The following is a 24,279-nucleotide window of genomic DNA, read 5'->3' as shown; positions in this document are numbered from 1 at the left end:
AACACTCATAGTGTGCGGCCAGGCAAATTGTCTGGCAAGTTGTCCGGCAAATTTTCTCGAAAGTTGCCCCGAAGCGGGAGGCCAACCACGAGGCCTCACCGTCGAGATGGCAGGATGTCCGCCATGGCTGCTGCCCCCACGGTGCGTAGGCGACGACTCGGAATGGCACTCAGGCGTCTTCGCGACAACGCCGAGATGACGTTGGAGCAGGCGTCCGAGGCTGCCGGCGTCTCCGGTTCCCACGTCAGCAGGATCGAACGTGCGCAGGTCGCGGCCGGAGTGAAGGTGATCAAAGCGCTGCTTGACGCCTACGGTGCCGACGAGCAGACCTCGGCTGAGCTGCTGGAGATCGCCGGAGAGGCGGGCCGCCGCGGCTGGTGGCACCGGTACAGCCGAGGCAACCTCATCCCACCGGAGTACGCGGCACTGATCCAGTTCGAGGCCGCCGCGTCCGAGATCCGAACGTTCGAGCCGATGATCATCCCTGGACTCTTGCAAACCTCGGCCTACGCCCAGGCGCGGCTCACGTCGGGACCGGTGCGCCTGACCGCCGACAGGATCGAGGCACGCGTTCAGGTGCGCGCGGAGCGGCAGCGTATTCTTGATCGTGACGATCCCCCGGTCGTCTCCGTCGTCATCGATGAGGCCGTGATCCGTCGCAAGGTAGGGGGTGCCGATGTCATGCGGCAGCAGCTACTGCACGTCGCCGCACTGGCCGAACGACCGAACGTCGATGTGCAGGTGGTCCCCTTCTCCGAGGGTGCCTACGCTGGCACCAGCCCGTTCGTCATCCTGAGCTTCGAAGGCGAAGGCGACGTCATCTACCTCGAAACCATGGCTGGCAACATCTACCCTGAGAGCGAGACGGCGTACTACAGAGACACCTTCGCGCGGATACAGCAAGACGCGCTCAGCAAGGACAGATCAGTCGACCTCATCAGGAAAGCGGCAGAGGAGTTCAAATGACCGCCTTGGGGCCGGAGTGGCGCAAGTCCGGCCGCTCCGACAGTAACGGCAACTGCGTCGAGCTTCGGGACAGGGACGGCCGGGTGGAGATGCGGGACTCCAAGAACCCGACCGGGCCGATCCTCGGGTTCGAGCACAACGTGTTCGCCGCCTTCATGCACGACGTGAAGGCAGGACGGTTCAACTCGTGAGGTGAGCCCACCAACCCAGTCACGGACGGACGGCGACTCCCATGCATGTTGGGGGTCGCTGCTTGCGCTTCAAAGCAGGCAAGCAGCGACCGAGGACGCTGGGCGTTGACCTCCTGGGCGCGTCGCCAGAGCTTCGGCTCCCACCCTTCCCGATCATCGCAGTAGCACAGAGCACGACCCAGGAGCCAACCTCCGGCGCGGTTACGGAGCTGCGCCCGGCCGTCCGTGCAGGGCCGTAACAGCACCGAGCGAGGTGTCTCCCTCCTCTCGGAGGATCTTCAACAGCAGTGATGCGCGGGCGTTGGACACGCCGTGCCCGTCGTCGCGCATCGCGTCGGCCAGCCCGTTTCGCGACAGCGACCGGCCTTCCCGGGCCAGCACGGAGCGGGCCGCCCGCGCCGCCGGGATGAGGTGAGCGATCGCCCGGATCTCGGCCCGCGCGGGCTCCTTGCCGGACTCGGCCGACTGGACAGGGGTGGAGCCGACCTCGGTCGCGGACGGGCCGTCCTCGCCCGTCCGCCCGTCCGGTGTCGGCCCGGACGACGGTCCCCGGTCCGGGGCTGTCCCCCGGACCGTCCCCGGGGCGGACGGACGATCAGCGGACGGCCGCTGGTCGTCCCGGACCGTCCGTTGATCACCTTCACCGTGGTCGATCATGCTGAACAACAGCTTCACCGACACGAGCATGGACAGCGCCGGCCACCCCGCAAGGGCCTTGCCGATCGGGTCGTGACCGCCGACCGCGACGTTCGCCGCGAGGCTCGCCACGGTGCCGACCACGAGCGCCACCCACGGAACCCAGCCCGTTGGGCGACCGGCCCGACGCTGCGCCACCAGATACAGGCTGGCGACGATCTCCAGACCATCCACGCTGATCGGGAACGCGTACGCCTTCCAACCGGTCTGACCGTGCTCGATAGCAAGTTCGGTCATATGCGCGAACGAGATCGCCCCCGCCACGACGGCCAACCCCGCGACCGTCAGCCCGGTCAACACACGCAACGCCTTGTCCGCACGGCTGCTCATAGCGCCGCCCCCTCACCCGAGGAAGCCGACATCGCGAGCACGAAAGCTGCCGCCGGTAGCAGAACCGCATCGGGCCGTGAACATCCCGAGCAAATCCTACTGGGGTCACAGACAACTGACCATTGCGGACAGAAGGTACTGAAAGCGCCGAGAAGGGAAGCGCTGCATCTCGGAGCGGTGCTTGCCGGCCCTGGCCCTGCATGGCTGGCGGGCAGTGATCGTTCGTGTGTGCACAACGCGGCTTGATATGACCCGATCGTGCTGGCCCACGCCCGGGCGTTGTTGACCAGCTCGGCCGAGGGCGCCACCGCCTACATCGACGCCGACCTGCGCGATCCCGAGAAGATCCTGCACCACCCCGAGCTGCGGCGCACCCTCGACCTGTCGCAGCCGGTCGCCCTGATGCTGGTGGCCATCCTGCACTTCGTGCCGGACCCCGACGACCCGTACGAGGTGGTCCGCCGGCTGCTCGCGGAACTGCCGCCGGGCAGCTACCTGGCCGCGTCGCACGCCACCTACGACCACCTCCCCCCGCAGGTGGCCGAGGAGGCCCGCGCGGCGACCCGGAGCGGTAGCTCGCCCGACGCGATCAGCCTGCGCAGCCGGGACGAGTTCACCCGGTTCTTCGACGGACTGGACGTGGTCGAGCCCGGCCTCATTTCGGTGGCCGGGTGGCGGGCCGAAGCCGAACCGCAGCCACGGCCCACGGTGGACGAGGTGAGCTTGTACGGCGGCGTCGCCCGCAAGCCGTGAGACTCGATGTCGGCGTTCGACATCGGCCATTCCGGATGGTACGGGCGTACCGTGGGGTACACGACGTACCCGATACGGAGGTGGCCCGATGGTCGACGAGTCTCCCACCCCAGGGCAGCGCGTAGAGCGACTACGTCGGGCTGCTGGCCTTTCCCGTGAGCGCCTCGCCGGGCTCTGTGGACTCAGCCCCACGACGGTCAAGTTCATCGAGTGTGGCCGAAGGTCACTGACCCTGCAGGCGGCCCAGCGCCTCGCGCCCCACCTCGGTGTGCGTGACCTGGCCGATCTGTTCGGCTCGGCCGTCACGCTCAGCCTCGACGGCCGGCCCAGCCACCCCGCCGTCGACGACGTCCGACGTGCGCTCACCGGTGCCTGGCACATCACCGTCGACGGCGACCCCGACAGCCCCGACTACCTACGCGGTGCGATCGACTCTGCCTGGCAGACCTGGCACACCAGCCGCCACCAACGGACCGAAGTCGGCCTGATTCTGCCCGGCCTGCTCGACGCCACCCAGCGGGCCGCGCGGCTGCACGCCGGCGACGACCGACGGGTGGCCCTCACCCACCTCGCTCAGGCTTACCACCTCGCCCAGGCGTATCTGGCCTGGCATGGCGACCGGGAGTTGTGCTGGCTGACCGTGGACCGGGGCATGTCTGCCGCCCTCGATTCCGACGACCCGCTCGCCATCGCCCAGTCCATCTGGTACGCCGCGCACGTGCTCCGGGCGGTCGGCCGTGGCGACGAGGCTCTGGCCCGCCTCGGTGAGGCGCGGGCGTTGATCGAGCCCCGGGTCGCCGACGGGGGCACTGAGTATCCGGAAATGCTGGCCGATCTGCACCTGTGTATGGCGTTGACCCGGGCGCGGACCGGCGACCAGGGGGCATGGTCGGACTGGGACACGGCGCGACAGGTCGTCGAGCGTGCGTTGCCCGCCGGCTACGTGGGGTTGCGGACGAGGGTGTCCCGGCCACTGGTCGACGTGTACGCGGTGATGTGCGCGGTCGACCTGGCGCAACGGATCAACGCCGCGCAGGAGTAGGTACATCTCGTTACCGGGTACACCGCGTACCTTAACCACCCTCCGTGCCTGCTTAGCGTGAGCGCATGGTGGCGGCGGGTCACCTGGCGTTGAGGACGCCGTCTGGTGGCCGTCGCCACCTCCGCTACCGCGAGAGAGGCAGGGTGAACATGATCCGAGGGCTGTGGAGCTGGCTCGCCAGCGTCCAATCCACCCCATCCCCCGGCATCGGTCGGCGTATTCAGGCGATGAGCGAAGCCAGGCTGGCCGCCGCCGAGGGGAAGCGTGTCCGCCTGGAGCCGCACCAGTGGCAGTCCAGTCCCGGGGTCCTCGGTCAGCACGCCCTCACCATCGACCTGGTCCGCGTCCACGAATCGTGGGAACTGGGCATGGTGTGGGTGTACGCGCACCTCGCCGGATGCGGCTGGGAATCGTCCGACTGCCGCGCCCCCTGGTGTCAGGAACTGCTGGTCGACGCCGATGTGCTACTCGACGCCGCAAGCCGATGAGCGTCGTCCCCGCATCAGTACCACGCGGATGGTGGCGCACTCTCGCCGAGCATCAGCAGGTCGAGGGCCACTGCCCGCGCTGTGGCACGCGTCGCCGCTGCTGGCCATGGGCGGAAGCGTTCGGTGAACTCGTCGCGTACGACCTGCTCCACCTTGGACCACCGGTCGAGGAGACCATCGGGGCGGTGCCGGACCGGCGGGGGCGTCGTGGGCAGCGGTGAACTGCCGATTGGCCGACGGCAGTCGCTCACCCAGCATCTACTTGACCGGATACCGCCACAGCTGCCCCACCCGCCCGATCACCGGCTCACAGTATCCGGCCGGCCCAGCCGTCCGTGGCCCCGTCAGGCCGACCCGGCACGTGGCCCTGTCAGTCCGACCCGGCACGTGGCCCGCTGTCGACCGCCCGTGGCCCCGTCGCCCGCCGCCGGGCGGCGGACGGCGGGGGAGCGGTCCGCGTGGTCGATTCGTCGACCGGCTCGTAACTTTGTCGGATGATCCCACGCTCCCTGGCGCTCAGCCCTCGCACGGTCGTGTCCGCTGCCGAGCCCTCGGACGAGGGCCCGGTGGGTTACGTCACCGGTCTGGTGGAGCGGCTCGGCGGCCCCGGTGCGGGGCTGGCGGTGGCGCTGGAGAACCTGTTCCCGCCGATCCCCAGCGAGGTGATCCTGCCGCTGGCCGGGTTCGCCGCCGCCCAGGGGCGGATCAGCCTGGTCGGGGCGATCCTCTGGACGACACTGGGTTCCGTCGTCGGCGCGTGGGTGCTCTACGGCATCGGCGCGGCGCTGGGCCGCGACCGGATGCGGGCCATCGCGGCCCGGCTGCCACTGGTGAAGCTGAGCGACGTGGACCGCACCGAGGCGTGGTTCCTCAAGCACGGGGTCAAGGCGGTGTTCTTCGGGCGGATGATCCCGATCTTCCGCAGCCTCATCTCCATCCCGGCGGGGGTGGAGCGGATGCCGATCCTGACGTTCCTGCTCTACACCACGCTGGGCAGCCTGATCTGGAACACCACCTTCGTGATGGCGGGTTTCCTGCTCGGCGAGAACTGGCACGTCGTCGAGGAGTACGTCGGGTCCTTCCAGAAGGTCGTCATCGTCGTCTGCGTCGCCGTCGCCGGCTGGTTCGTGGTCAACCGGGTCCGCCGGGCCCGTGCCGCCCGTGCCGACGCCCCGACCGCCGACGTCGCGTCCGGCGACGACACCGCCTGGCCCTCGGAATCCGGCGAGGGTACGACGTACCGGGGGACCGTCTACCGGGGTGGCTCCTGGGGACGCGACACCGACTGACCCGGACCGGTCGCGAGCACCGCAGCGGTACGCCGCCGGAATGATCCGTTCCGGCGGCGTGTACGTACTGCTGTGCGGGGACCGTGAAGGGGAGGCGCGATGGCGGAGCCGGACCAGGGACACCGTCCTACGACGGGGGAGCAGCGACCGGTCTTCGAGCCGGTGATCGAGGTGACCGGCGAGCCGGTCGGGTTCGCGGAGAGCGGTGACACGTCGTACCGGTCCGGCTGGCCCCGGGGGGCGCGGCTGCTGGCCGCCGCCGCGGTGCTGGTGGTCGGGCTCGGCGCGATCGCGGTGGTGGTGACCATGGCGAACCCGGACCGGCTGGGGATGGTCTTCTCCGGTGGACGCGACGGGCCGCCGCCGGTGACGGCCGCCGCCAGGCCCGGTGGCGCGGGCGCTGCCGAGGCCGCCGCCGAGCGGATCGCGACCGCGCCGGTCGGTGGGTTGCGCCGTGCCACCTTCGAACTGATGGACGGGGTGACCTCGTTCCGGCTGCGCACCGAGGACCTCGGGGCGGACCTGTACCGGATCAGCAGCCCGACCGACGCCGGCCTGACGCCCCGGCCCGAGGTGTCCGGTGATCGGGTGCAGCTGCGGGTGACGCGCAGGGACAAGCCGGGCCGGGGTGTCGTCGACGTGGTGCTCAACTCGCGGTTGACCTGGCGGCTGCGGCTGATCGGCGGGGTCAGCGACCACGTCCTCGACCTCGCCGACACCCGCCTGGCCGGGGTGGAGCTGATCGGCGGCGCGGCCCGGGTCGACCTGCGGTTGCCGCCGACGACCGGCACCCTCACCGTGCGGATGACCGGGGGCGTCAACCAGTTCGTGGTCCGGGCGCCGGACGGCCCCCCGACCCGGGTCCGGGCCGGCTCCGGAGCGGGCAGCGTCGTGTTGTACGGCGACCGGCGCGAGGGGCTCGCCCGCGGGGCCACGGTCAGTTCGCCGGACTGGGACCGGGTGTCCGACCGGCTCTACCTCGACCTGGTCGCCGGTGCCAACACGGTCACCGTCGTCGAGGACTGAACCACGGTGAGCGGGTCGACATAGAGTCGAGCGGTGGACCGTACCGAATCGTTGCCGGCGCAGACCCGACCGCCCGGCGTCGCTGCCGAGGACCCGGGCAGTGTGCTGCTGCCCGGCCACGACGTGCCGCTGGGCCGCTACACCACGGTGCGCCGGCTGCTGCCGCAGCGGGCGCGACGGATGGTCGGGGCGTGGTGCTTCGTGGACCACTTCGGGCCGGACGACGTCGTCGAGCGGCCGGGCATGGAGGTGCCGCCACACCCGCACACCGGCCTCCAGACGGTGACCTGGCTGCTCGACGGCGAGATCGTGCACCGGGACAGCCTGGGCAACGTCCAGCCGATCCGGCCCGGCCAGCTCAACGTGATGACCTCCGGGCACGGCATCGCCCACTCCGAGCGGTCACCCGCCAGCCATCCGCCGCTGATGCACGGCGTGCAGCTGTGGGTGGCGCTGCCCGACCCGGCGCGGGCCGGCGCGGCCGGCTTCGCCCACCACCCCGACCTGCCCCGGTGGCGCGACGGCGACTGGGAGCACACCCTGCTCGTCGGTGAGCTGGGCGGCGAGGCGTCCCCGGCGGTGGTGCACACCCCGCTGCTCGGCGCGCAGTTGGTGGCGCGCGGTCCGGCACCGACGACGCCGCGGTTGCGGCCCCACTTCGAGTACGCCCTGCTGGCGATGTCCGGCCGGGCCCGGGTGGACGGCCTGTCGCTGGAACCCGGCGCGCTGCTCTACCTCGGTGCGGGGCGGGACCGGCTGGAGGTGACCGCGGACCCGGGCAGTCGGCTGATGCTGCTCGGCGGCGAGCCGTTCGACGAGCCCCTGGTCATGTGGTGGAACTTCGTCGGTCGCTCGCACGAGGAGGTGGCCACCGCCCGGGAGGACTGGATGGCCGGCCGCCGGTTCGGGCTGGTCGCCGACGACGGGGCCCCGCCGCTGCCCGCCCCGGAGCTGCCGAGCATCCGGTTGAAGGCCCGGGACCGGCGGGGCGGCCTGCACGGCTGAGCTGCTCATACGGGCCGTGTGCTCGCCCACAGTATTGCCGAAATCAGCCGTCCGGGTGATGGCCTGCCATATGATGATCGTGGCAGTGATGCCCGCCCGGTTCGGGTGGCCACCCGGCGGTTCGCCGGTGAACAGGCACGCGTGCGCCCCAGGTCGCGGTTCGTGACCCGGGGCGCCCGCCTTTCCGGACCCGGTGCACACCTCCGGGCCGGCCGGCCGGCGTACTCCGCCTACCGCCGACCCGTCGCGGGCGGTTCAGATGCCGCGCAGATGCTGCGAGACCCGCTGGTGCCGCTTGTCCCTCGCCTGCCGCGCACGCTGGGCCGGGCCGACCTCCGGGGCGGCGTCGATGCCGGCGGAGCGGGCCACCTCGGCGTCGTTGGCGTAGTCCACCGGCGGCAGCGCCCGCAACGCCCGCAGCACGTCCGGCGGGGCGCCCTCCTGCTCGGCCTGACGCACCACGGCGTCCTTCTCCGCCGGGTAGTCCAGGCTGGACAGGTAACGCAGGACTTCGGTCCGACTGGCCATCGGGTGAGCCTCCTCGCCGCCTCGATCCGGTCACGATCGGCGGCGCTTACCCGTCCGGCGGCCGGTCACTCGCCGGCCGAGCGGGAGATCGGCGTCGTTTCCGGGTCGCCGTGGCGGGTACCCGACCGGCCCCATGCCGAAGGGAGCCCCAGATGAACTACGACACCTTCGTCGACCAGGTGGCCCGGCGTATCCGCACCGATCCGGAGCGGGCCGTGGCGCTGGTCCACGCGACCCTGGCGACCCTGGCCGAGCGGTTGACCGGCGGGGAGGTGCTCGACCTCGCGACCCAGTTGCCGGTGCCGCTGCGGCTGGCCCTGCGGCCCAGCCCGAGCACCGAGGCGGCCGACCGGTTCGGTGCCGCCGAGTTCGTCGCCCGGGTGGCGCAACGGGCCGACCTGGACGAATCGGCTGCCCGGGAGGTGGTGCGCGCCGTCTTCGTCACGGTACGTGAGGCCGTCAGCGGCGGTGAGTTCGACGATCTGGTGATCCAGTTGCCCCGCGACTACCGGGATCTGGTGGAGCCGGCGCTCACCCCGGGCGTCACCGCGTTGCGCCGCGCCTGACCCGCTGGCCGCCCGTCCTACCCGGCACACAGCCGTTGATCAGGGCAACCATGCCCGGCCGGTGGTGCCCCCGACTTGGCGAGTGGTCCGGGCTGCCCTAACCTGGACCGCACGAGGGGAGTACTTCCCACGAACCATACCGGTCAGTACGGCGTGCCCCGGGCACGCCTCGGGTGGTTGCCCACGGTGAATGTGGGTGAAGGAGACCTCGAACATGGCACGGTGTTCGAGGAGGCTTCATGACTGATGTGTCGTACCTTTCTGCCGGTGAGTTGTCGTCGGTCGGCACACCGACCCTCTGGGCGGTCACCATCGTCGGCGTACTCGCCCTGCTGGTCCTCGACTTCCTGGTCACCCGTCGTCCGCACGAGGTGTCGATGAAGGAGGCGCTGGGCTGGTCGGCGTTCTACATCGCGCTGCCGCTGGCCTTCGGCGGGTGGGTCTGGTCCCGGTTCGGCTCCCAGCAGGGCGTCGAGTACCTGACCGGCTACCTGGTCGAGAAGTCGCTCTCCGTGGACAACCTCTTCGTCTTCATGCTGCTGCTGGCCGCCTTCGCGGTGCCCGCAGTGCTCGCCCAACGGGTGCTGCTCTACGGCATCGCCGGCGCGCTGGTGCTGCGCGCGATCTTCATCGCCCTCGGCGCGGCGGCGTTGCAGACCCTCGACTTCGCCTTCCTGCTCTTCGCCGTCATCCTGATCGCCACCGCGGTCAAGCTGCTGCGCGACGCCCTGTCCGGGCACGAGCAGGAGGTCGACATCAACAAGATGCGGTCGGTGAAGCTGCTGCGCCGGTTCATGCCGGTGGTCGACGACTACCACGGCACCCGGATGACGATCCGGCAGCACGGCCGGCGGGCGCTCACCCCGTTCGCCCTGGTGGTGGTCGCGGTGCTCGCCACCGACATCGTCTTCGCGGTCGACTCGGTGCCCGCCGTCTACGGCATCACCGAGGACCCGTACCTGGTCTTCGCCACCAACGCGTTCGCGCTGCTCGGGCTGCGGGCGCTCTACTTCGTGCTGCACGCCGCGCTGAGCCGTCTCGTCCACCTCAGCTACGGCCTGGCGATCATCCTGGCCTTCATCGGCGTCAAGCTCGGCCTGCACTGGGCGCACGGGATCTGGTCGGGCGTGCCGGAGATCCCGACGCTGGCCTCGCTCGGCGTCATCATCGGCGTCCTGGTCGTGGTCACCCTCACCAGCCTGCGGGCCACCCGTGACCGGGAGCCCGGCGAGGCCGAGGTGGTCACCGAACGCCACTGACGGTGCGTGACCGGCGGCCCGCAACGGAAAGCCGCCGGTTGCGCCGCAGTCCGGGCGAACCCTCCCACCCACGCCCGCCGGGTGGTACGACTGACGGGTGGGAATCGTGTCACCGGGCTTCCAGGGCCGACGTCGGACGACCGACCCGGCCCTGCCGCCGGGGCAGTACCTGACCGAGGACTTCCCGGTCCTGTCCGCCGGGCCGACCCCCAGGGTTCCCCTGGACCGCTGGGAGTTCGTCCTGAGCACCGAGGCCGGCACCGAGCTCCGCTGGTCCTGGGCGGAGCTGATGGACCTGCCGCAGGAGACCCCCACGGTGGACATCCACTGCGTCACCCGGTGGTCCAAGTTCGGCACCAGCTGGCAGGGGGTCTCGCTGGACGTGCTGCTGGACGGCGTCGACACCGCCGCCGACTACGCGCAGGCCCACTCGTACGGCGGCTACACCACCAACCTGCCACTGGACGACCTGCGCGACGGGCGGGCCTGGCTGGTGCACGGCTACGAGGGCGAACCGCTGCCCGCCGAGCACGGCGGGCCGGCCCGGCTGCTGGTGCCGCACCTCTACTTCTGGAAGTCGGCCAAGTGGGTGCGCGGCCTGCGGTTGACCGTCGAGGACGAACCCGGATTCTGGGAGACCGCCGGCTACCACGACTACGGCGACCCGTGGCGCGAGCAGCGCTACCAGGGCGACTGAGGTGACGACAGTCAGCACGGGCGGTCGGGTGGCCGCGCCGCTGGGCTGGCGGGTGGCCCGGCTGGTGCGGCGCCGGGTCGAGACGCCCACCGCGCAGACCCTGATCCTGGCGGTGCCCGGCTGGCCGGGGCACCTGCCGGGGCAGCACGTCGACCTCCGGCTCACCGCCCCCGACGGCTACCAGGCGGCCCGCTCGTACTCGCTGGCCGGCCCGGCCGACGGCGACCAGGTCGCGTTGACCGTGCAGCGGGTGCCCGACGGTGAGGTGTCGCCGTACCTGACCGACGCCTGGGCCGAGGGCGACCCGGTGGAGGTGCGTGGGCCGGTGGGCGGCTGGTTCGTCTGGCGGCCCGCGCAGACCGATCCGGTGCTGCTGGTCGCGGGGGGCTCCGGGGTGGTGCCGTTGATGGCGATGGTGCGGGCCCGCCGGGCCGCCGGCAACCGCGCGCCGTTCCGGCTGATCTACTCGGTGCGCACCCCGGCGGACGTCATCTACGCCGACGAGCTGCGTACCCGCGCCCGCGACGACCTCGGTCTGGACGTGACCTACGTCTACACCCGGGAGGCGCCCGACGGGTGGCGGGGCGAACCGCACCGGGTGGGTCTGGCCGACGTGAACACCCACGGTTGGCCGGCGGAGCTGGAACCGCTCTGCTACGTCTGCGGCCCCACCGGTTTCGTGGAGACCGTCGCGGACCTGTTGGTGGGGCTGGGCCACCAGACCCGGCGGGTACGGACCGAACGGTTCGGGCCCACCGGCTGACCGGCGAGGAGCGCCGATGACCGAGATGTCCTACCTGGACGGCAACATGCTCGACGGGCCGCTGCGTGAGTTGCTCGCCGTGGACCTGAGCGCGGCGACGGGGCGGTGCGCCTCGTGCGGCATGGTCGGCCCGATGGCCGGCCTGCGCGTCTACGCCCACGCCCCCGGGCTGGTGGGTCGCTGCCCCGCCTGCGCCGAGGTGATGCTGCGGCTGGTCCGTGCCCCCGACCGGGCCTGGCTGGACCTGCGCGGCGCCACCTACCTGCAGGTGCCGATGCCGACCGGACAGCCGTTCCCCCGCCCCCTCTGAGCCGCGCGGCGCGTGGCCGCCCGCCGGTCGCGCGTGCGCGCTGCCGGCCGGCAGCACCCCCGGAGCGGGGACGTCTACCCGGTGTGAGGCAGCCGGGCTCCCGTCACCGCCCCACTGCGCCCACGCCGCCGGGTCGGCGGCACCCCGGGTCGGGCCGTCGGGGGTGGTCCGACACGTTTGTCGTGCGGGCCGCCGGGAAGGGAGCGGTCATGACGAAACCTCGTGTGGTGATCGTGGGGGCCGGTTTCGCCGGTTACCACGCGGCGAAGACGTTGCGCCGGCTGGCCGGTGGGCGGGCCGAGATCGTGCTGCTGAACTCGACCGACTACTTCCTCTACCTGCCGTTGCTGCCCGAGGTGGCCGCCGGGGTGATCGAGCCGACCCGGATCTCCGTCCCGCTGACCGGCACGCTGCCCGGCGTGCGGGTGGTCGTCGGCGAGGCCGACCGGGTCGACCTGCAGAACCGCTGGGTCGGCTTCACGAACCCGGAGGGGGACCGGGGTCAGTTGGCCTACGACCGGCTGTTGCTCTCCGTGGGCAGCGTCAACAAGCTGCTCCCCATCCCCGGTGTGACCGAGTACGCCCACGGCTTCCGGGGCCTGCCCGAGGCGGTCTACCTGCACGACCACGTGGTCCGCCAGATCGAGCTGGCCGAGCAGGCCGAGGACCCGGCCGAGCAGCAGGCCCGCGCCACCTTCGTGGTGGTGGGCGCGGGGTACACCGGCACCGAGGTCGCCGCCCACGGGCAACTCTTCACCGACGCGCTGCGGGCCCAACGGCCCCGGCTGACCGTCCGCCCCCGCTGGATGCTGCTCGACCTGGCCCCCCGGGTGCTGCCGGAGCTGGACGAGCGGATGTCGCAGACCGCCGACCGGGTGCTGCGCCGCCGGGGTGTCGACGTGCGGCTGGGCACCTCGGTCGCCGAGGCCACCCCCGACGGGGTACGGCTCACCGACGGCGAGTACGTCCCGACCTGCACGCTGGCCTGGTGCGTCGGGGTACGCCCCGACCCGTTCGTCGCCCAGCTGGGTCTGCGGACCGAGAAGGGTCGGTTGGTGGTCGACGAGTACCTCAACGTCCCCGGCTTCCCCGAGGTGTACGCCTGCGGTGATGCCGCCGCCGTGCCGGACCTGGCCCGCCCCGGCCAGATCTGCGCGATGACCGCGCAGCACGCGCAGCGGCAGGGCAAGCTCGCCGGGCAGAACATCGCCGCCTCCTACGGTCACGGCAGGCGTCGGCCGTACAAGCATCACGACCTGGGCTGGGTCGTCGACCTGGGTGGGAAGGACGCGGCGGCGAACCCGCTGAAGCTGTCGCTGTCCGGGTTGCCGGCCAAGGCGGTCACCCGCGGCTACCACCTGTTGGCGATGCCCGGCAACCGGGCACGGGTGGGTGCGGACTGGTTGCTCGATGCCACCCTGCCCCGGCCGGCGACGCAGCTCGGTCTGGTCCCGGCCAACGCCGTACCGCTGGAGAGCTCCTCACCCGAGGTGGCGGTGCACACCCGCTGACCGGAATTGACCGGTCCGGTCGCCGGGGTCATCCGGCGGCCGGACCGCCGTTGCCGGTGCTGGTCTCGCCGTCGCCGTCAGCGCAGGGGTCGGGGGCCCGCCACCGGCCGGCGGGTGCGAACTCGCGCAGCAGGAGCTGGACGATCCCGGCGGCCGGAATGGCCAGCAACGCCCCGACCAGCCCGGCCAGCTCGGCCGCGAGGAGCACGCTGACCAGCACGGTGAGCGGGTTGAGCCGGACCGCTCGGGACATGATCAGCGGTTGCAGCAGGTGGTTCTCCACCTGCTGGTAGACGACGAAGAAGACCAGCACCACGATCCCGGCGGTGGGGGAGTGCAGGAAACCGGCCCCGGCCGCGACGATCGCCCCGAGCGTCGCGCCGACCAGCGGGATCAGGTCGGTGACCGCCACCAGCAGCGCGATCACCGCCGCGAACGGCACCCCCATCAGGACCAGCACGACGTACGTCCCCGCGCCGCAGATCACGCTGATCAGCAGGTTCCCGCTGAAGTAGCCGGTGATGGTCCGCGACGTACCCCGCCCGATCCGACGCAACCGGGTCGCCGCGCCATCGCCGACCGTCCCGAGGATGGCCCGGATGATCCGGGGCGCCTCCAGCACCATCAGGTAGGCCAGCACGACGACGGTGACCAGCCCGGCGAGGGTCTGCAACACGCCCCGGAGCAGGTCCACCGCCGGCTGGCGCAGGTCTCCGCCGTACCGCTGGACCTGGTCGGAGTGGCGGCGGGCGTACTCCAGCAGGCCGAGCCGGTCGAGCAGGCCCCCCACCGGCCCGTGGCCGGCGCGGGTCTGCCGCAGCAGCTCAGGGGCCCTATCGGCGAACCGGCCCAGCTCGTCCAGCAGCGGCACCAGGATCACCGCGCCCACCGCCACCAGCAGCCCGAACACCGCCAGGAAGACCAGCAGGGTGGCCGTGGCCCGGTGCCGCACCAGGCGGCCTTCCGTCCAGTCCACCAGGGGTTTGAGGGCCACCGCGAGGAACGCGGCGATCAGGATCCAGATCAGCACCCGACGGGTGGACCAGACCAGGCCGAGCCCGACGACAACTGCCAGCACCAGACCGATCACGATCAGAGCCCGGCGGGCGGTGCACCGGTCGTCGGCGGTACTCATCCGGCGCGGCTACCCGGCGTCAGAGCACGGAAACCCACCCGACCGCGCGGCTACCCGGCGTTTCACGGACCGGAACCCACCCGGCCGTGCGGCTACCCGGCGTCAGGGGCCGGAACCCAGCCGGCCGTCACGCGGGGAGCGCCCGGTGGCGGGGCGGTCAGCCGATGAGGGTGGCGTCGCGGGCCGGTCGGGCGCCACCGACGAAAGCGTCCAGCGCGGTCCCGTGCAGCACCCCGCCGGGCACCTGGTCGGCGGTGGCCCGAGCGGTCAGCCGCCGTACCGGTAACCGGCCCGGCGCGCGGGTGCCGGCCAGGACCACGTTGCCGTACCGCCGGCCGCGCAACATCCGCCGGTCGGCGACCAGGCAGACGTCGGCCAGGGCCGCGCGCAGGGTGGCCACCTGGACCCGGGTGAAGACCAGCGGCGGCAGGTCGGTGACGTTGACCAGGTAGACGCCGCCCGGCCGCAGGGTGCGGGCCACCTCGGTGACGAACTCGACGCCGGCCACGTGCGCCGGCATCCGGGCCGCCCGGTAGATGTCCGCCAGGACGAGGTCGTACGCCTCGTCGGGCGTGCGGCCGACCGCCTCCCGCGCGTCGGCGATCTCGACCCGTACCGGTGGTGGCACCGGGGGCAGTTCCCGGTCGACCAGCTCCACCACCGCCGGATCCCGCTCGACGACCCGTTGCGTCGAGCCGGGGCGGGTCGCCGCGACGTACCGGGGCAGGGTCAGCGCGCCACCGCCCAGGTGCAGCACGTCCAGCGGTCGGCCGGCCGGGGCGGCCAGGTCGACGAGGGCGGCCATCCGGCGGACGTACTCGAAGTGCAGGTGGCCCGGATCGACCACGTCAACGTACGACTGGGCGACGCCCCCGGCGAGCAGGGTGCGCCCGGTGCGGCGGGCCGGGTCGACGACCAACTCCAGCCGGTCGTCGTCGGCCCGGGTGTTGTCGACCCGCTGGGTGGCGTCGATCCGCTGGGCGGCGGCAGGGTCCATGCCGGCACGTTAGCCCAGATCCGGCCCTGGGTGCCGGCCCCGGCAGCTCTGGGCGATCTGATCCGCCCACGCCGTCAGCTCGTCAGCTCGTAGGAGAAGAGCCGTGCCCTCGGTGTGCCGGCGAGCGGGTTGCGTCCGCCGCTTCATTCGCCGGGGGTGAGGGGTGCTCACCCGTCCGAGGCAGATCATCGAGGCGACCGGAGGTCTTCCGAGGCACGCGGAAGGGAAGGTCGTCATGAAGAGGATCGTCGAGATCGTCCCGGCTCGTCCCGGCTGGTACTCGCGGTGGCAGATCGGATCCGGGGCGACGCGGTGCTACCCGGTGAGTCTGTGGGCCCTGGTGGAGGAGGCCGACGGCTCGGCCCGCGAGGTGGTGGGCATGGACTGCGCCGGTCAGTGGCCCGGATCGGAGGACAACGAGTCGGGTGGGGGCTTCGTCCGGTACCTGTTCCAGCTGCCCGATTCCGGTTCGCCGGAGGACGTCGAACCTCCGTCTTCTGCCGAGCCGCGGTCGACGGGGCCGCGCCGGCAACCCGTCGTCATGGCGCAACAAACCGTCGTCGCCGCCTGACAGCCGGCCGACACCGCCCAGGCCCTCCTCCCGGCCCCCGGCCCCTGGTCCCAGGGTCGGGGGCCACCCCGGCGGCGGGGGTGGCTCAGCCCACCTCACGGACGTCGTCGACGGCGTCCACCGCCGGCTGCTCCACGGCCAGCAGTTCGGCGAGGCCGGTGCGGTCGAGCAGTTGTTGGAGCCGAGCGCCGACCCCGGTCAACCGGACCGGACCGGCACCGCCCTGACTGAGCACCACGAAGGCGCTCAGGCCCGAGGAGTCGCACAGGCCGACCCCGCCGAGATCGATCGTCAGTTCGTGGCAGCCGTCCGCGCGGGCCCGGACCGCCGCGTCGACCAGCTCCGGCGCGGTGTCGAAGTCGAGGTCACCGGTGAGCCGCAGCCGGGCGCGTCCGGCGTCGAGCCGGGTCACCTCGATGGACAACAGCTGCGGGCGCATGCCCCCATGTTCCCAGCAACCGGTGATCGGGAAACGCCTGGGGTTTGCGCGGACCCGGGAGCCGTCCGGGGTTCGGACGGGCAGCGGGGGTTCAGGCGGACGCGGCGGGCCGTTCCGGTGCGGCGACGACGTACTGCTCCGGCAACGGACGCGCCAGTAGGCCGGTGACCCCGGTCATGTCGAGAATGGTCGTCAGGAACCGGGGCGTGGCACGCAGGCGGATCAGCGTCCCGGCCCGTTGTCCCTCGCGCCAGGCGTGGACGATGACCGACAACCCGGTGCTGTCGATGAAGAGCAGGTCGGAGAAGTCGAAGACGATCACCGGCGGCCGTGTCGTCAACACCCGGTCGACCTCCGTACGCAACGGCCCGGAGGTGGTGAAGGCCAGCTCACCGCCGACCGAGATGACCGGCGACCGGGGGTCGGCGAGGTCCACCGACATGGTCAGCGGGGTAGCCTCGGGATTCCTTCCATCGGGGACCACAGCACGCCTTTCCGCAGGGCCGACGGTCGGGGCGGACGGTCGGGCCGGGCTTTGCCGGATCGTAACAATCCCCCGGCGAGCCCGCAGGACAGCGCGTTCGCGGTGCGCAGCCGCCGTGCGGTGGCGGTACCGGCGTTCCGGCGTAGGCTGAGCGGAACATTGGAACATACGGGCCACTTCCGCAGCATGGCGGATGGCGACAAGGGGAGTGGGGCTCAGCTGGTGACTGCTGCCGACGTCAGGGGCTTCGACCCGGGCGACGGACGGCTCTCCACGCCGAGTGCCGGACGGGCTGCGGCACGGTCCGTCGGCGTCCCCGCCGTGCTGCCGCCGTCGTCCCCGGACCGGGGTAACCCCGAGCCCGCCTGGTCCGAGGTCGTCGAGCACTTCCGGGAGGGCCTGATCGTCTGCGACGCCGACGGCGTCGTTCGGCACGTCAGCCCGGTCGCCGAGCGGCTGCTGCCCGAGGTGGCACCCGGCCGGCACCTGGCCGCCCCCGGGATCGCCGTGCTGACCGAGGTCGCCGCCGAGCCGGACGGGTTCGGGCATCACGGTCGGCGGCTGCGGATCCGCCGGGTGCCCCTGTCCGGATCCCGCAGCTGTCTGTATGTCGAGGACGTCACCGACAGCGTCTCCCGCGCGGACGCGCTGCTCGCCGAGCGGGCCCGGTCGGCCTTCCTCGCCGTGGTCGGCGAGAAGCTGGGCAACCCGCTGCACCCGGATCGGGCCGCCGCCGCCGTCGTGCGGCTCACCGTACCCACCCTGGCCGAGGTGGCGGTGCTGGTGCTGGCCCCCCGGGCGGGGCGGGCCCGGTGGTGGCGGGCGACCCGGGCCGACGACGAGTCGCCCACGGTGGACAGCGGCGTGCTGCCCGCCGCCGCGCTGCCATCGGCGATCGCCGAGGGGCTGTCCGGTGTGGAACCGCACGCGGTGGACTGGCTGGTCGAGCAGGCCGCCGAGGCCGGCTGGTTGCCGGGGCTGGCGGCCCGGGAGGTGACCGCCCGGGTGGTTCCGCTGCCCGGTCGGGACACCCCGGCCGGTGTGCTGCTGGTGGCCCGCCGCACCCGCTGGTACGACGACGCCGACGTGGAACTCGTCCGTGCCTTCGCCGCTCGGGCCGGCGCCGCGTTGACCACCGCGATCCTCTACCGGAACCAGGCCGAGGTGGCCGACACCCTCCAGGCCAGTCTGGTGCCGGTGGAGCCGGCCGGCGCGGCCGGCGTGCAGTGGGGGACGGCGTACCGGCCGGCCCAGGCGAGCCTGCGGATCGGCGGCGACTTCTACGGCGCGCACCGGTTGGCCGACGGCGGTTCGGTGTTCTTCCTCGGTGACGTCTCCGGCAAGGGGGTGGAGGCCGCGGTCTTCACCGGGCAGCTGCGCCAGTGTCTCCAGGCGCTGTACCGCGTCGAGTCGCATCCCGGCCGGTTGTTGAAGCTGCTCAACGACGCCCTGCTGGAAACCACCCAGGCGCACGGCCAGGGCCGTTTCGCGACCATGGTGCTCGGGGTGGTACGCCCGCAGCGCAACGGTGGTCTGTCCCTGACCATGGCCGGTGGTGGGCACCTGCCGCCGCTGGTGCTGCGCAACTCCGGCGACGTCGAGACGGTGCCGTTGCGCGGCATGTTGATCGGCGTGGTCCCCGACCCCCGGATCGGCGAGGTCACCGTACGGCTGGCGGCGGGGGAGACCTGCCTGCTCTACAGCGACGGGGTGACCGAGGCCCGGGGCGGTCGGCGCGGTGACGAGCAGTTCGGCCAGGACCGTCTGGTCCACGCGGTCACCGCCTGCCAGCGGATGCCCGCCCCGGCGCTCGCCGAGCGGATCGAGCAGATCACCTGCGACTGGCTGGCGCACGGCGACCACGACGACATCGCGGTGCTCGCCTTGCGGGCCACCGGTCCGGGTGGCCGTCCCCGGCGGCACCTGCACTCCGTGCCGGCCATGGCGGGCACGGCCGAGGAGAGGACCTCCTGATCGTGACCGCCCCGACCGCCTCGGCCGACCCGTCCCACGCTCTCGGTGACTTTCTGGCCCACCTCGACGAGGCGGACGAGTACGGCGCGATCGAGGTGGCGATCGGGTTGCTCGACGCCGGTGCTCCGGCGGAGCGGGTGCTGCTCGACCTGGTGGCCCCGGCCCAGACCGAGGTGGGGGAGCGGTGGGCCCGCAACGAGTGGAGCGTGGCGCAGGAACACGCCGCGACCCACATCAGCGAGCGGGTGGTGGCGGCGATCGCCGCGTACGCCGATCCGCGCCCCACCCGGGGGCGGATCGTGGTGGCCTGCATGGACGGTGAGTGGCACGCCCTGCCGCCCCGGCTGGTCGCCGAGGTGCTGCGCCTGCGCGGCTGGCAGGTAACCTTCCTGGGCGCCAGTGTCCCGGCCGCCCACCTGGTGTCGTACCTGCACCGGCACGACGCGCACGCGGTCGCCTTGGCCTGTGCCCTGCCGATGCGGCTGCCGCACGCGCACCGGATGATCGAGGCGTGCCGGCGCTCGGACGTGCCGGTGGTCGTCGGTGGGCGCGGGTTCGGTGTCGACGGCCGGTGGGCCCGGCGGCTCGGTGTCGCCTGGGCGCCGAACGCCCCGGGCGCGGCCGACCTGGTCGCCGACGAGCGGGCGTTGCGCCGGGTCCTCCCCGCCGACCTGTCCCACCTCGTCGACGACGAGTACGCCAGCCTGGTGAAGCGGCGCGGTGAGCTGATCGACTCGGCACTGGCGGACCTGCGTGCCCGGGTGCCGTCGGTCGGGGACTACACCCCGGCCCAGTGGGATGCCACGATCAGCGACCTGGGGCACACCCTGGACTTCCTGGCCGCTGCCGTCTACGTCGACGACCCGGTGCTGTTCACCGATTTCGTCGCGTGGTGGGTGGCGATCCTGACCAACCGGGGGGTTCCGGCCGGGTCGGTCGCGTCGACCCTGGGCCACTACGGCCGTGCCCTGCGTGACTTCCCCCGGGCGGGGCGGTTCGTGGCGCTGGGCACGGCGGCGACCGTCGCGTCCGGGGGCGTGCGGCGCTGACGCGGCGTTGCGGCCCGACCGGGGAGCGCCGCGTATACTTGCTGCACTGCAAGGGTGTACCTGTGGTGGGAGCGAGAGGGACGACGTTGACCTTCACCGTCACGCACACCGAGCGGGACGGTGGCGGCGTGTGCCTGCGGCTCGGCGGCGAGCTGGACCTCAGCGCTGCCGGAGCGCTCAACGCCGAGATCGACCGGCTCGCCGCCGACGGTGAGCGGCACGTGCTGCTCGACCTCACCGAGCTGACCTTCTGCGACTCCACCGGCATCGCGGCCTTCGTGCGTGGTGACAACCTGGTTGCCGCCCACGGCGGGTGGTTGCGGCTGTTCGGGGCGACCGGCCGGGTGGACCGGATCCTTCAGATCACCGGCCTGGCCGACGTGCTGCGCTACCAGCCGGATACCGCCGACCCGCAGTCACCGTCCGCCCGGTGATGGGCTAAATTTCCCCGCCAGCGGGTGACCGAGCCGGGTTTCCCGCCTCGCGGACGATCGCGTTCAGTTTCCCCGCCGACGGGGTACCGAAAGCGTCGCCCCCCGATCGCCGACACAGACAGGTTGGACCCATGGACCGAGGCGCCACGAACCCCGTCCGCATCCTGGTGGTCGACGACGACCCGGGTGACGTGCTGATGATCGAGGAAGCCCTGGCGGACTCCGAGATCGCCAAGGTCATCGACGTGGTCGGCGACGGCCAGGAGGCGATGGAGTTCCTGCGGCGGGAGGGCCGGCACGTCGACGCCCGTCGCCCCGACGTGATCCTGCTCGACCTGAACATGCCGCGGATGGACGGGCGTCAGGTGCTCGGCGAGGTCAAGCGGGACGACGACCTGCGTACCATCCCGATCGTGGTGTTGACCACGTCGAACGCGGACACCGACATCGTGGGCAGCTACAGCCTCCAGGCCAACGCCTACGTCACCAAACCGATCGACCTGGACGACTTCAACGACGTGGTGCGCCGGATCGACGAGTTCTTCGGCCGGGTCGTGGTGCTGCCGAAGCGGTCCTGATCGGGTGGATCGTCCCGGCGTGTCCCCTGAGCCGGCCGTCCGGTCCGGGGTGGCCCCTCAGTTGCCGAATATTTTTCCCGAACCGCCTCCGTGGTCGTCCGCTGCCGCGAGGATCGAGCTGGGACAGACGTACCAGCTTCCTGGGGGGCGACACGTATGAGGTTCTCCGTCGTTGAGTCCGGCTACGACCGGCGGCAGGTCGATTCCTGCCTGGACGAGCTCGCTGTCCGGTTGACCCGACTCGCCGCGCGGGCGGAGGTGGTCGCCGGCGCGGGGCGCGACGCGGACCAGATCCGGCAGGAGTCCACCCTGGTCCTGGCGTTGGTCGATCGCCGGCAGGCCGACGGTGACCGGGCGGCGGCCCGGTCGGCCGAACGTGCGGCGGCCGAGATCCTGGCCCGCGCGCGGGGCGAGCTGAACGCCGCCCGGGAGGAGGCCCGGCAGTTGCGTGAGCGGGTGTACGCCGAGGCGGTGCAGGCCCGCCGCGAGTTCGAGGCGTCGCTGCATGAACGGCGTCACCGGGCGGCCCGGGCGGATGAGCTCCTGACCGGGCTGACCGTCGAGACGGTGCCGGCCGACACCCCTACCGCTGCCGCCGGTGGTGTTCCGGCGACCCGGGTGGCCACCGGCGCCGACGAGGTGCCGGTCGACCAACCGGAGCCGGGTACCCGGGTGGCCTGAGCGGGCCGCTCGTGGCTCAGGTCAGCGCCTCGGCCACGGTGCCCCAGCCGCTGCTCGGGCGCTGCTGGAACAGCCCGACCGAGTCGTGGTCCGAACCGCTGCCCTGGTGCGGATGGTCGTACGACTCGGGCACCACGTCGCTGGCGAGGTTGTGCAGGTTGCTCTCCTGCATGGCGGTGGCGACGGCGATCACCAGGCCGCGCCGGGGCACGCCCAGGTCGACCCCGACGTCGACGATCACCCTGGCGTTGTCCATCTGGAGCTGGGTGAGGCCGGCGACCGGGCGGGGACGGGTCGGGCGGGCCGGCTTCTTCGGCGGCGGTGCGGTGCTGCGGCTGGTCGTCGGGCCGGCAGTGGGGTCCGGGACGGCGCGCGGCGAGGCGGCCCGTTCCCGCGAGCGGGTGGCCCGCTGCTCGTCGGCGGCCCGGTCGGCCAGCACCTCCTGGACGGGCCGGGGTTGCCGGTCGACGCGGTGTGCACCGGCGAACGCGACCAGCCCCAGGCAGCAGGCCACGCCACCGGCGAGGGCGATCCGCGCGGGGGCCGAGGCGGGCGCGGCGCGGGCTCCGCGGCGGGGTGGCTCGGGTGCGCGGTGCCGGCCGATCCTCCGTTCGTCCGAGGTCACCCCGGTCGAAGGGCTAGCCGGGCGCTTCTCGGTCAGCTGCTGCTCAGCGGTGTCGTCCGGGTGCACCCGCCGAGGCTAGAGAGGTTTCGGACCCGTGCCACCGACAGCATTGGTGGCATGCGCCACAGTTCATCGCTATCTGCCGGGATTTTCTCCCCAAATACCAGTCAAGGCCGCAATAAACACTAGTCGCTCTTACCGCTTATTCCTCTTTGTTCATTGTTTGATGGGCGGGAAGCAAACCGCGCCGATCGATGTCTGATCATCGGTCGTTCGGTGGAGGCGTCCGTGGTCGTTCCGGCGGGCACCTCGGTCGGACGGCGACCGCCTGGCGCGCTCAGCGCCGGCCGTTCTCGGCCGCGCTCACCGTCAGCCGGTGCCGACTGTTGTCATCGCTGGAGAAGGGCCAGAGCCGGTCGGCGTACGCGACCAGTTCGGCCAGTTGGTCCCGGCTCAGCCCCACCGACGAGATGCTGGCGTGCACGTCGGCCCGGTACCGGCCGTCGCCGTCGCGCCCCAGCTTCGCCTCCGCGGTCACCTGCACCGTGTGGGCCTCGTCGGTGATCTCCCCGGCCGCCTCGACCGCCGCGTGGTGCAGGCAGGAGGCGAAGGCGGCGGCGAGCAGTTGCTCCGGGGTCAACCCGGTGCAGTGCGGCGCGAGCGGCGACGCCAGCGCGGTGGACAGCCCTCCGTCGTCGGTGCGCACATGTCCGCCCGTGGCGGTCGCGCTGGCCTCGTGCAGCCAGGAACTCGGATCCGGCATCGCGTTCCTCCCTCACTCGTCCGGCCGGGTTCCCGGCCACGAACGGGTGAAACGCCGGGCCCGGCCCGGTGCGCGCGGCCGGCGGACCGGGTCAGACCGGCCCGGTACGGGACCGGTCGTGCAACGCCACCGCCTCGGTCGCCTCGGCGGCGGCCCGCTCGGTCCACGGCGATACCGTGGCCGTCCGGGGCCGGGGCACCGAGGCCAGCATCGGCACGTAGACCCGGGCGTCGACCACCTCCGCCAACTCCAGCGCCGCCACCAGACTGCTGGGCCGCTGCTGCGGGTCGTCGCCCAGGCAGCGCCGGCACAGGTCGACCACCTCCGGCGGCAACCCCACGATCGGCGGCAACGGCTCCGGCGTGATCCGCCGGCGGGCCCCGACCAGTTGGGTGGCGGTGATCCCCGCCGCGTACGGCAACCGTCCGGTGAGGCAGTAGTAGAGCAGCACGCCCACGGCGTACATGTCGGCGGCGGGGGTGGCCGGCTGCCGGTCGAACTGTTCCGGGGCCAGGTAGGCCGGGGTTCCCACCACCATGCCGTCCGGGCGGTGATCGGGTGCCCCGGCCGGGGTGGCGATGCCGAAGTCGAGCACCTTCGCCCCGGACGGCGTGAGCATGACGTTTGCCGGTTTGATGTCGCGATGGACGATGCCGTGCGCGTGCGCCGCGGCGAGCGCGGCGGCCACCTCGGCGCAGACCCGGACGGCGATGCGCCAGTCCAGCGGCCCGGCCCGCAGGTGCGCGGCCAGGGTCTCCCCCTCCACCAGCTCCATCACGATGTACGGCAGTTCCCGGCCCGGCAGCGTCGTGGCGGTGCCGAAGTCGTGGACGCTGGCGACGTTGGGGTGCACCAGGCGGGCGGCGGACCGGGCCTCGGTCCTGATCCGCTCGACCGAGGTCTCCTCGCCCCCGTGCGTGGGGGACATCAGCTTCACCGCGACCGGCCGGTCCAGGACGACGTCGTGGGCCCGCCAGACCTCGGACATCCCACCCATGCCGATGCGCTGTTCGAGCTGGTACCGCCCGGCCAGCGTCCTCATCGACCCGCTCCCGTCCATGCCGACCGCGTCGCCCGGGATGGCGATGGCGTTCCCGAGCCGGTACCCGGCGACTGCGCAGGGCAAACC

The 24,279-nt window shown here is 72.3% G+C and carries 29 protein-coding genes and 1 pseudogene; 20 read left to right on the top strand and 10 right to left on the bottom strand.

What is annotated here, in order from left to right; genetic code table 11:
• The first annotated feature begins 114 nt into the window (after positions 1 to 114).
• Both ACIG87_RS02650 and ACIG87_RS02645 read left to right on the top strand, forming a co-directional pair.
• Positions 115 to 966, top strand: coding sequence for a helix-turn-helix domain-containing protein (locus ACIG87_RS02650; RefSeq protein ID WP_396847459.1), 852 nt, complete (start codon positions 115 to 117; stop codon positions 964 to 966).
• Positions 963 to 1,157, top strand: coding sequence for a DUF397 domain-containing protein (locus ACIG87_RS02645; protein WP_396847457.1), 195 nt, complete (start codon positions 963 to 965; stop codon positions 1,155 to 1,157). Before ACIG87_RS02650 ends, ACIG87_RS02645 begins: the two co-directional genes overlap by 4 nt.
• A 201-nt stretch (positions 1,158 to 1,358) precedes the next feature.
• On the opposite strand, the gene ACIG87_RS02640 is transcribed toward ACIG87_RS02645, so the two are convergent.
• Positions 1,359 to 2,183 (bottom strand): DUF2637 domain-containing protein, encoded by an 825-nt coding sequence (locus tag ACIG87_RS02640; protein ID WP_396847455.1) that lies wholly within the window; start codon positions 2,181 to 2,183, stop codon positions 1,359 to 1,361.
• Positions 2,184 to 2,441: 258 nt separating this feature from the next.
• Here ACIG87_RS02640 and ACIG87_RS02635 point away from each other — a divergent pair, with 258 nt between their 5' ends.
• The 3 genes and pseudogenes from ACIG87_RS02635 to ACIG87_RS02625 all read left to right on the top strand — a co-directional run bounded on the left by ACIG87_RS02635 (position 2,442) and on the right by ACIG87_RS02625 (position 4,466).
• Entirely contained in the window at positions 2,442 to 2,936 is a 495-nt protein-coding gene (locus ACIG87_RS02635) for an SAM-dependent methyltransferase (RefSeq protein WP_396847453.1), read from the top strand.
• 88 nt (positions 2,937 to 3,024) lie between these two features.
• Positions 3,025 to 3,948 (top strand): annotated as a pseudogene (locus tag ACIG87_RS02630) (helix-turn-helix domain-containing protein); the annotation flags it as partial.
• 257 nt (positions 3,949 to 4,205) lie between these two features.
• The gene (locus ACIG87_RS02625; protein WP_396847451.1) at positions 4,206 to 4,466 is read left to right on the top strand and encodes a hypothetical protein; all 261 of its coding nucleotides are present in this window, start codon (positions 4,206 to 4,208) and stop codon (positions 4,464 to 4,466) included.
• Between the two features lie 14 nt (positions 4,467 to 4,480).
• On the opposite strand, the gene ACIG87_RS02620 is transcribed toward ACIG87_RS02625, so the two are convergent.
• Positions 4,481 to 4,717 (bottom strand): hypothetical protein, encoded by a 237-nt coding sequence (locus tag ACIG87_RS02620; RefSeq protein ID WP_396847449.1) that lies wholly within the window; start codon positions 4,715 to 4,717, stop codon positions 4,481 to 4,483.
• Between the two features lie 243 nt (positions 4,718 to 4,960).
• Between ACIG87_RS02620 and ACIG87_RS02615 the strand changes: the two genes are divergently transcribed.
• The 3 genes from ACIG87_RS02615 (at position 4,961) to ACIG87_RS02605 (ending at position 7,786) form a co-directional block, all read left to right on the top strand.
• Positions 4,961 to 5,755, top strand: coding sequence for a DedA family protein (locus ACIG87_RS02615; protein ID WP_396847447.1), 795 nt, complete (start codon positions 4,961 to 4,963; stop codon positions 5,753 to 5,755).
• A gap of 99 nt (positions 5,756 to 5,854) precedes the next feature.
• Entirely contained in the window at positions 5,855 to 6,781 is a 927-nt protein-coding gene (locus ACIG87_RS02610) for a hypothetical protein (RefSeq protein WP_396847445.1), read from the top strand.
• Between the two features lie 33 nt (positions 6,782 to 6,814).
• Positions 6,815 to 7,786: a pirin family protein gene (locus tag ACIG87_RS02605; protein ID WP_396847443.1), complete on the top strand. Its 972-nt coding sequence runs from the start codon at positions 6,815 to 6,817 to the stop codon at positions 7,784 to 7,786.
• A gap of 255 nt (positions 7,787 to 8,041) precedes the next feature.
• Here ACIG87_RS02605 and ACIG87_RS02600 read toward each other — a convergent pair whose 3' ends face one another.
• Entirely contained in the window at positions 8,042 to 8,314 is a 273-nt protein-coding gene (locus ACIG87_RS02600; protein ID WP_396847441.1) for a DUF2795 domain-containing protein, read from the bottom strand.
• 152 nt (positions 8,315 to 8,466) lie between these two features.
• Here ACIG87_RS02600 and ACIG87_RS02595 point away from each other — a divergent pair, with 152 nt between their 5' ends.
• The 6 genes from ACIG87_RS02595 (at position 8,467) to ACIG87_RS02570 (ending at position 13,420) form a co-directional block, all read left to right on the top strand.
• Positions 8,467 to 8,880 carry a DUF2267 domain-containing protein gene (locus tag ACIG87_RS02595; RefSeq protein WP_396847439.1) on the top strand — a complete coding sequence of 138 codons (414 nt, stop codon included), beginning with the start codon at positions 8,467 to 8,469 and terminating at the stop codon, positions 8,878 to 8,880.
• Positions 8,881 to 9,119: 239 nt separating this feature from the next.
• Positions 9,120 to 10,139 carry a TerC/Alx family metal homeostasis membrane protein gene (locus ACIG87_RS02590; protein WP_396847437.1) on the top strand — a complete coding sequence of 340 codons (1,020 nt, stop codon included), beginning with the start codon at positions 9,120 to 9,122 and terminating at the stop codon, positions 10,137 to 10,139.
• A 97-nt stretch (positions 10,140 to 10,236) separates the two neighbouring features.
• Positions 10,237 to 10,836, top strand: coding sequence for a sulfite oxidase-like oxidoreductase (locus ACIG87_RS02585; protein ID WP_396847435.1), 600 nt, complete (start codon positions 10,237 to 10,239; stop codon positions 10,834 to 10,836).
• Position 10,837: 1 nt separating this feature from the next.
• Positions 10,838 to 11,599 carry a ferredoxin reductase gene (locus tag ACIG87_RS02580; RefSeq protein ID WP_396847433.1) on the top strand — a complete coding sequence of 254 codons (762 nt, stop codon included), beginning with the start codon at positions 10,838 to 10,840 and terminating at the stop codon, positions 11,597 to 11,599.
• A 16-nt stretch (positions 11,600 to 11,615) separates the two neighbouring features.
• Positions 11,616 to 11,909 carry a DUF6510 family protein gene (locus ACIG87_RS02575; RefSeq protein ID WP_396847431.1) on the top strand — a complete coding sequence of 98 codons (294 nt, stop codon included), beginning with the start codon at positions 11,616 to 11,618 and terminating at the stop codon, positions 11,907 to 11,909.
• Positions 11,910 to 12,118: 209 nt separating this feature from the next.
• Positions 12,119 to 13,420, top strand: coding sequence for an NAD(P)/FAD-dependent oxidoreductase (locus ACIG87_RS02570; RefSeq protein ID WP_396847430.1), 1,302 nt, complete (start codon positions 12,119 to 12,121; stop codon positions 13,418 to 13,420).
• Positions 13,421 to 13,448: 28 nt separating this feature from the next.
• Here ACIG87_RS02570 and ACIG87_RS02565 read toward each other — a convergent pair whose 3' ends face one another.
• Together ACIG87_RS02565 and ACIG87_RS02560 are read right to left on the bottom strand one after the other, a co-directional pair.
• A complete protein-coding gene (locus ACIG87_RS02565; protein WP_396847429.1) occupies positions 13,449 to 14,555 on the bottom strand; it encodes an AI-2E family transporter in 1,107 nt (368 codons plus the stop codon).
• A gap of 157 nt (positions 14,556 to 14,712) precedes the next feature.
• Positions 14,713 to 15,552 carry a spermidine synthase gene (locus ACIG87_RS02560; protein WP_396847427.1) on the bottom strand — a complete coding sequence of 280 codons (840 nt, stop codon included), beginning with the start codon at positions 15,550 to 15,552 and terminating at the stop codon, positions 14,713 to 14,715.
• 235 nt (positions 15,553 to 15,787) lie between these two features.
• On the opposite strand from ACIG87_RS02560, the gene ACIG87_RS02555 reads away from it, so the two are divergent.
• Positions 15,788 to 16,123: a hypothetical protein gene (locus ACIG87_RS02555; protein ID WP_396847425.1), complete on the top strand. Its 336-nt coding sequence runs from the start codon at positions 15,788 to 15,790 to the stop codon at positions 16,121 to 16,123.
• 85 nt (positions 16,124 to 16,208) lie between these two features.
• Here ACIG87_RS02555 and ACIG87_RS02550 read toward each other — a convergent pair whose 3' ends face one another.
• Positions 16,209 to 16,562 carry an STAS domain-containing protein gene (locus ACIG87_RS02550; RefSeq protein ID WP_396847423.1) on the bottom strand — a complete coding sequence of 118 codons (354 nt, stop codon included), beginning with the start codon at positions 16,560 to 16,562 and terminating at the stop codon, positions 16,209 to 16,211.
• Between the two features lie 91 nt (positions 16,563 to 16,653).
• Positions 16,654 to 17,004: an STAS domain-containing protein gene (locus ACIG87_RS02545; RefSeq protein WP_396847421.1), complete on the bottom strand. Its 351-nt coding sequence runs from the start codon at positions 17,002 to 17,004 to the stop codon at positions 16,654 to 16,656.
• A 264-nt stretch (positions 17,005 to 17,268) separates the two neighbouring features.
• Between ACIG87_RS02545 and ACIG87_RS02540 the strand changes: the two genes are divergently transcribed.
• The 5 genes from ACIG87_RS02540 to ACIG87_RS02520 all read left to right on the top strand — a co-directional run bounded on the left by ACIG87_RS02540 (position 17,269) and on the right by ACIG87_RS02520 (position 21,762).
• Entirely contained in the window at positions 17,269 to 19,020 is a 1,752-nt protein-coding gene (locus ACIG87_RS02540) for a SpoIIE family protein phosphatase (protein WP_396847420.1), read from the top strand.
• A gap of 2 nt (positions 19,021 to 19,022) precedes the next feature.
• Positions 19,023 to 20,069, top strand: coding sequence for a B12-binding domain-containing protein (locus ACIG87_RS02535; RefSeq protein WP_396847419.1), 1,047 nt, complete (start codon positions 19,023 to 19,025; stop codon positions 20,067 to 20,069).
• Between the two features lie 62 nt (positions 20,070 to 20,131).
• Complete coding sequence (locus tag ACIG87_RS02530; protein ID WP_396847418.1) at positions 20,132 to 20,503, top strand: STAS domain-containing protein; 372 nt, start codon at positions 20,132 to 20,134, stop codon at positions 20,501 to 20,503.
• Positions 20,504 to 20,634: 131 nt separating this feature from the next.
• Positions 20,635 to 21,081 (top strand): response regulator, encoded by a 447-nt coding sequence (locus ACIG87_RS02525; RefSeq protein WP_328346147.1) that lies wholly within the window; start codon positions 20,635 to 20,637, stop codon positions 21,079 to 21,081.
• 156 nt (positions 21,082 to 21,237) lie between these two features.
• Positions 21,238 to 21,762: an ATPase gene (locus ACIG87_RS02520; RefSeq protein ID WP_396847417.1), complete on the top strand. Its 525-nt coding sequence runs from the start codon at positions 21,238 to 21,240 to the stop codon at positions 21,760 to 21,762.
• Between the two features lie 16 nt (positions 21,763 to 21,778).
• Here the strand turns inward: ACIG87_RS02520 and ACIG87_RS02515 are convergent, their stop codons facing one another.
• The 3 genes from ACIG87_RS02515 to ACIG87_RS02505 form a co-directional block, all read right to left on the bottom strand.
• The gene (locus ACIG87_RS02515) at positions 21,779 to 22,453 is read right to left on the bottom strand and encodes a hypothetical protein (RefSeq protein WP_396847415.1); all 675 of its coding nucleotides are present in this window, start codon (positions 22,451 to 22,453) and stop codon (positions 21,779 to 21,781) included.
• A gap of 271 nt (positions 22,454 to 22,724) precedes the next feature.
• The gene (locus ACIG87_RS02510) at positions 22,725 to 23,150 is read right to left on the bottom strand and encodes an OsmC family protein (protein WP_396847413.1); all 426 of its coding nucleotides are present in this window, start codon (positions 23,148 to 23,150) and stop codon (positions 22,725 to 22,727) included.
• A gap of 91 nt (positions 23,151 to 23,241) precedes the next feature.
• The gene (locus ACIG87_RS02505) at positions 23,242 to 24,192 is read right to left on the bottom strand and encodes a serine/threonine-protein kinase (protein ID WP_396847411.1); all 951 of its coding nucleotides are present in this window, start codon (positions 24,190 to 24,192) and stop codon (positions 23,242 to 23,244) included.
• Positions 24,193 to 24,279: the final 87 nt, after the last annotated feature.

Source organism: Micromonospora sp. NPDC051925 (assembly GCF_044548625.1).
Taxonomy (GTDB): Bacteria; Actinomycetota; Actinomycetes; order Mycobacteriales; family Micromonosporaceae; genus Micromonospora.
This window is presented reverse-complemented; position numbering and strand designations above follow the sequence as displayed.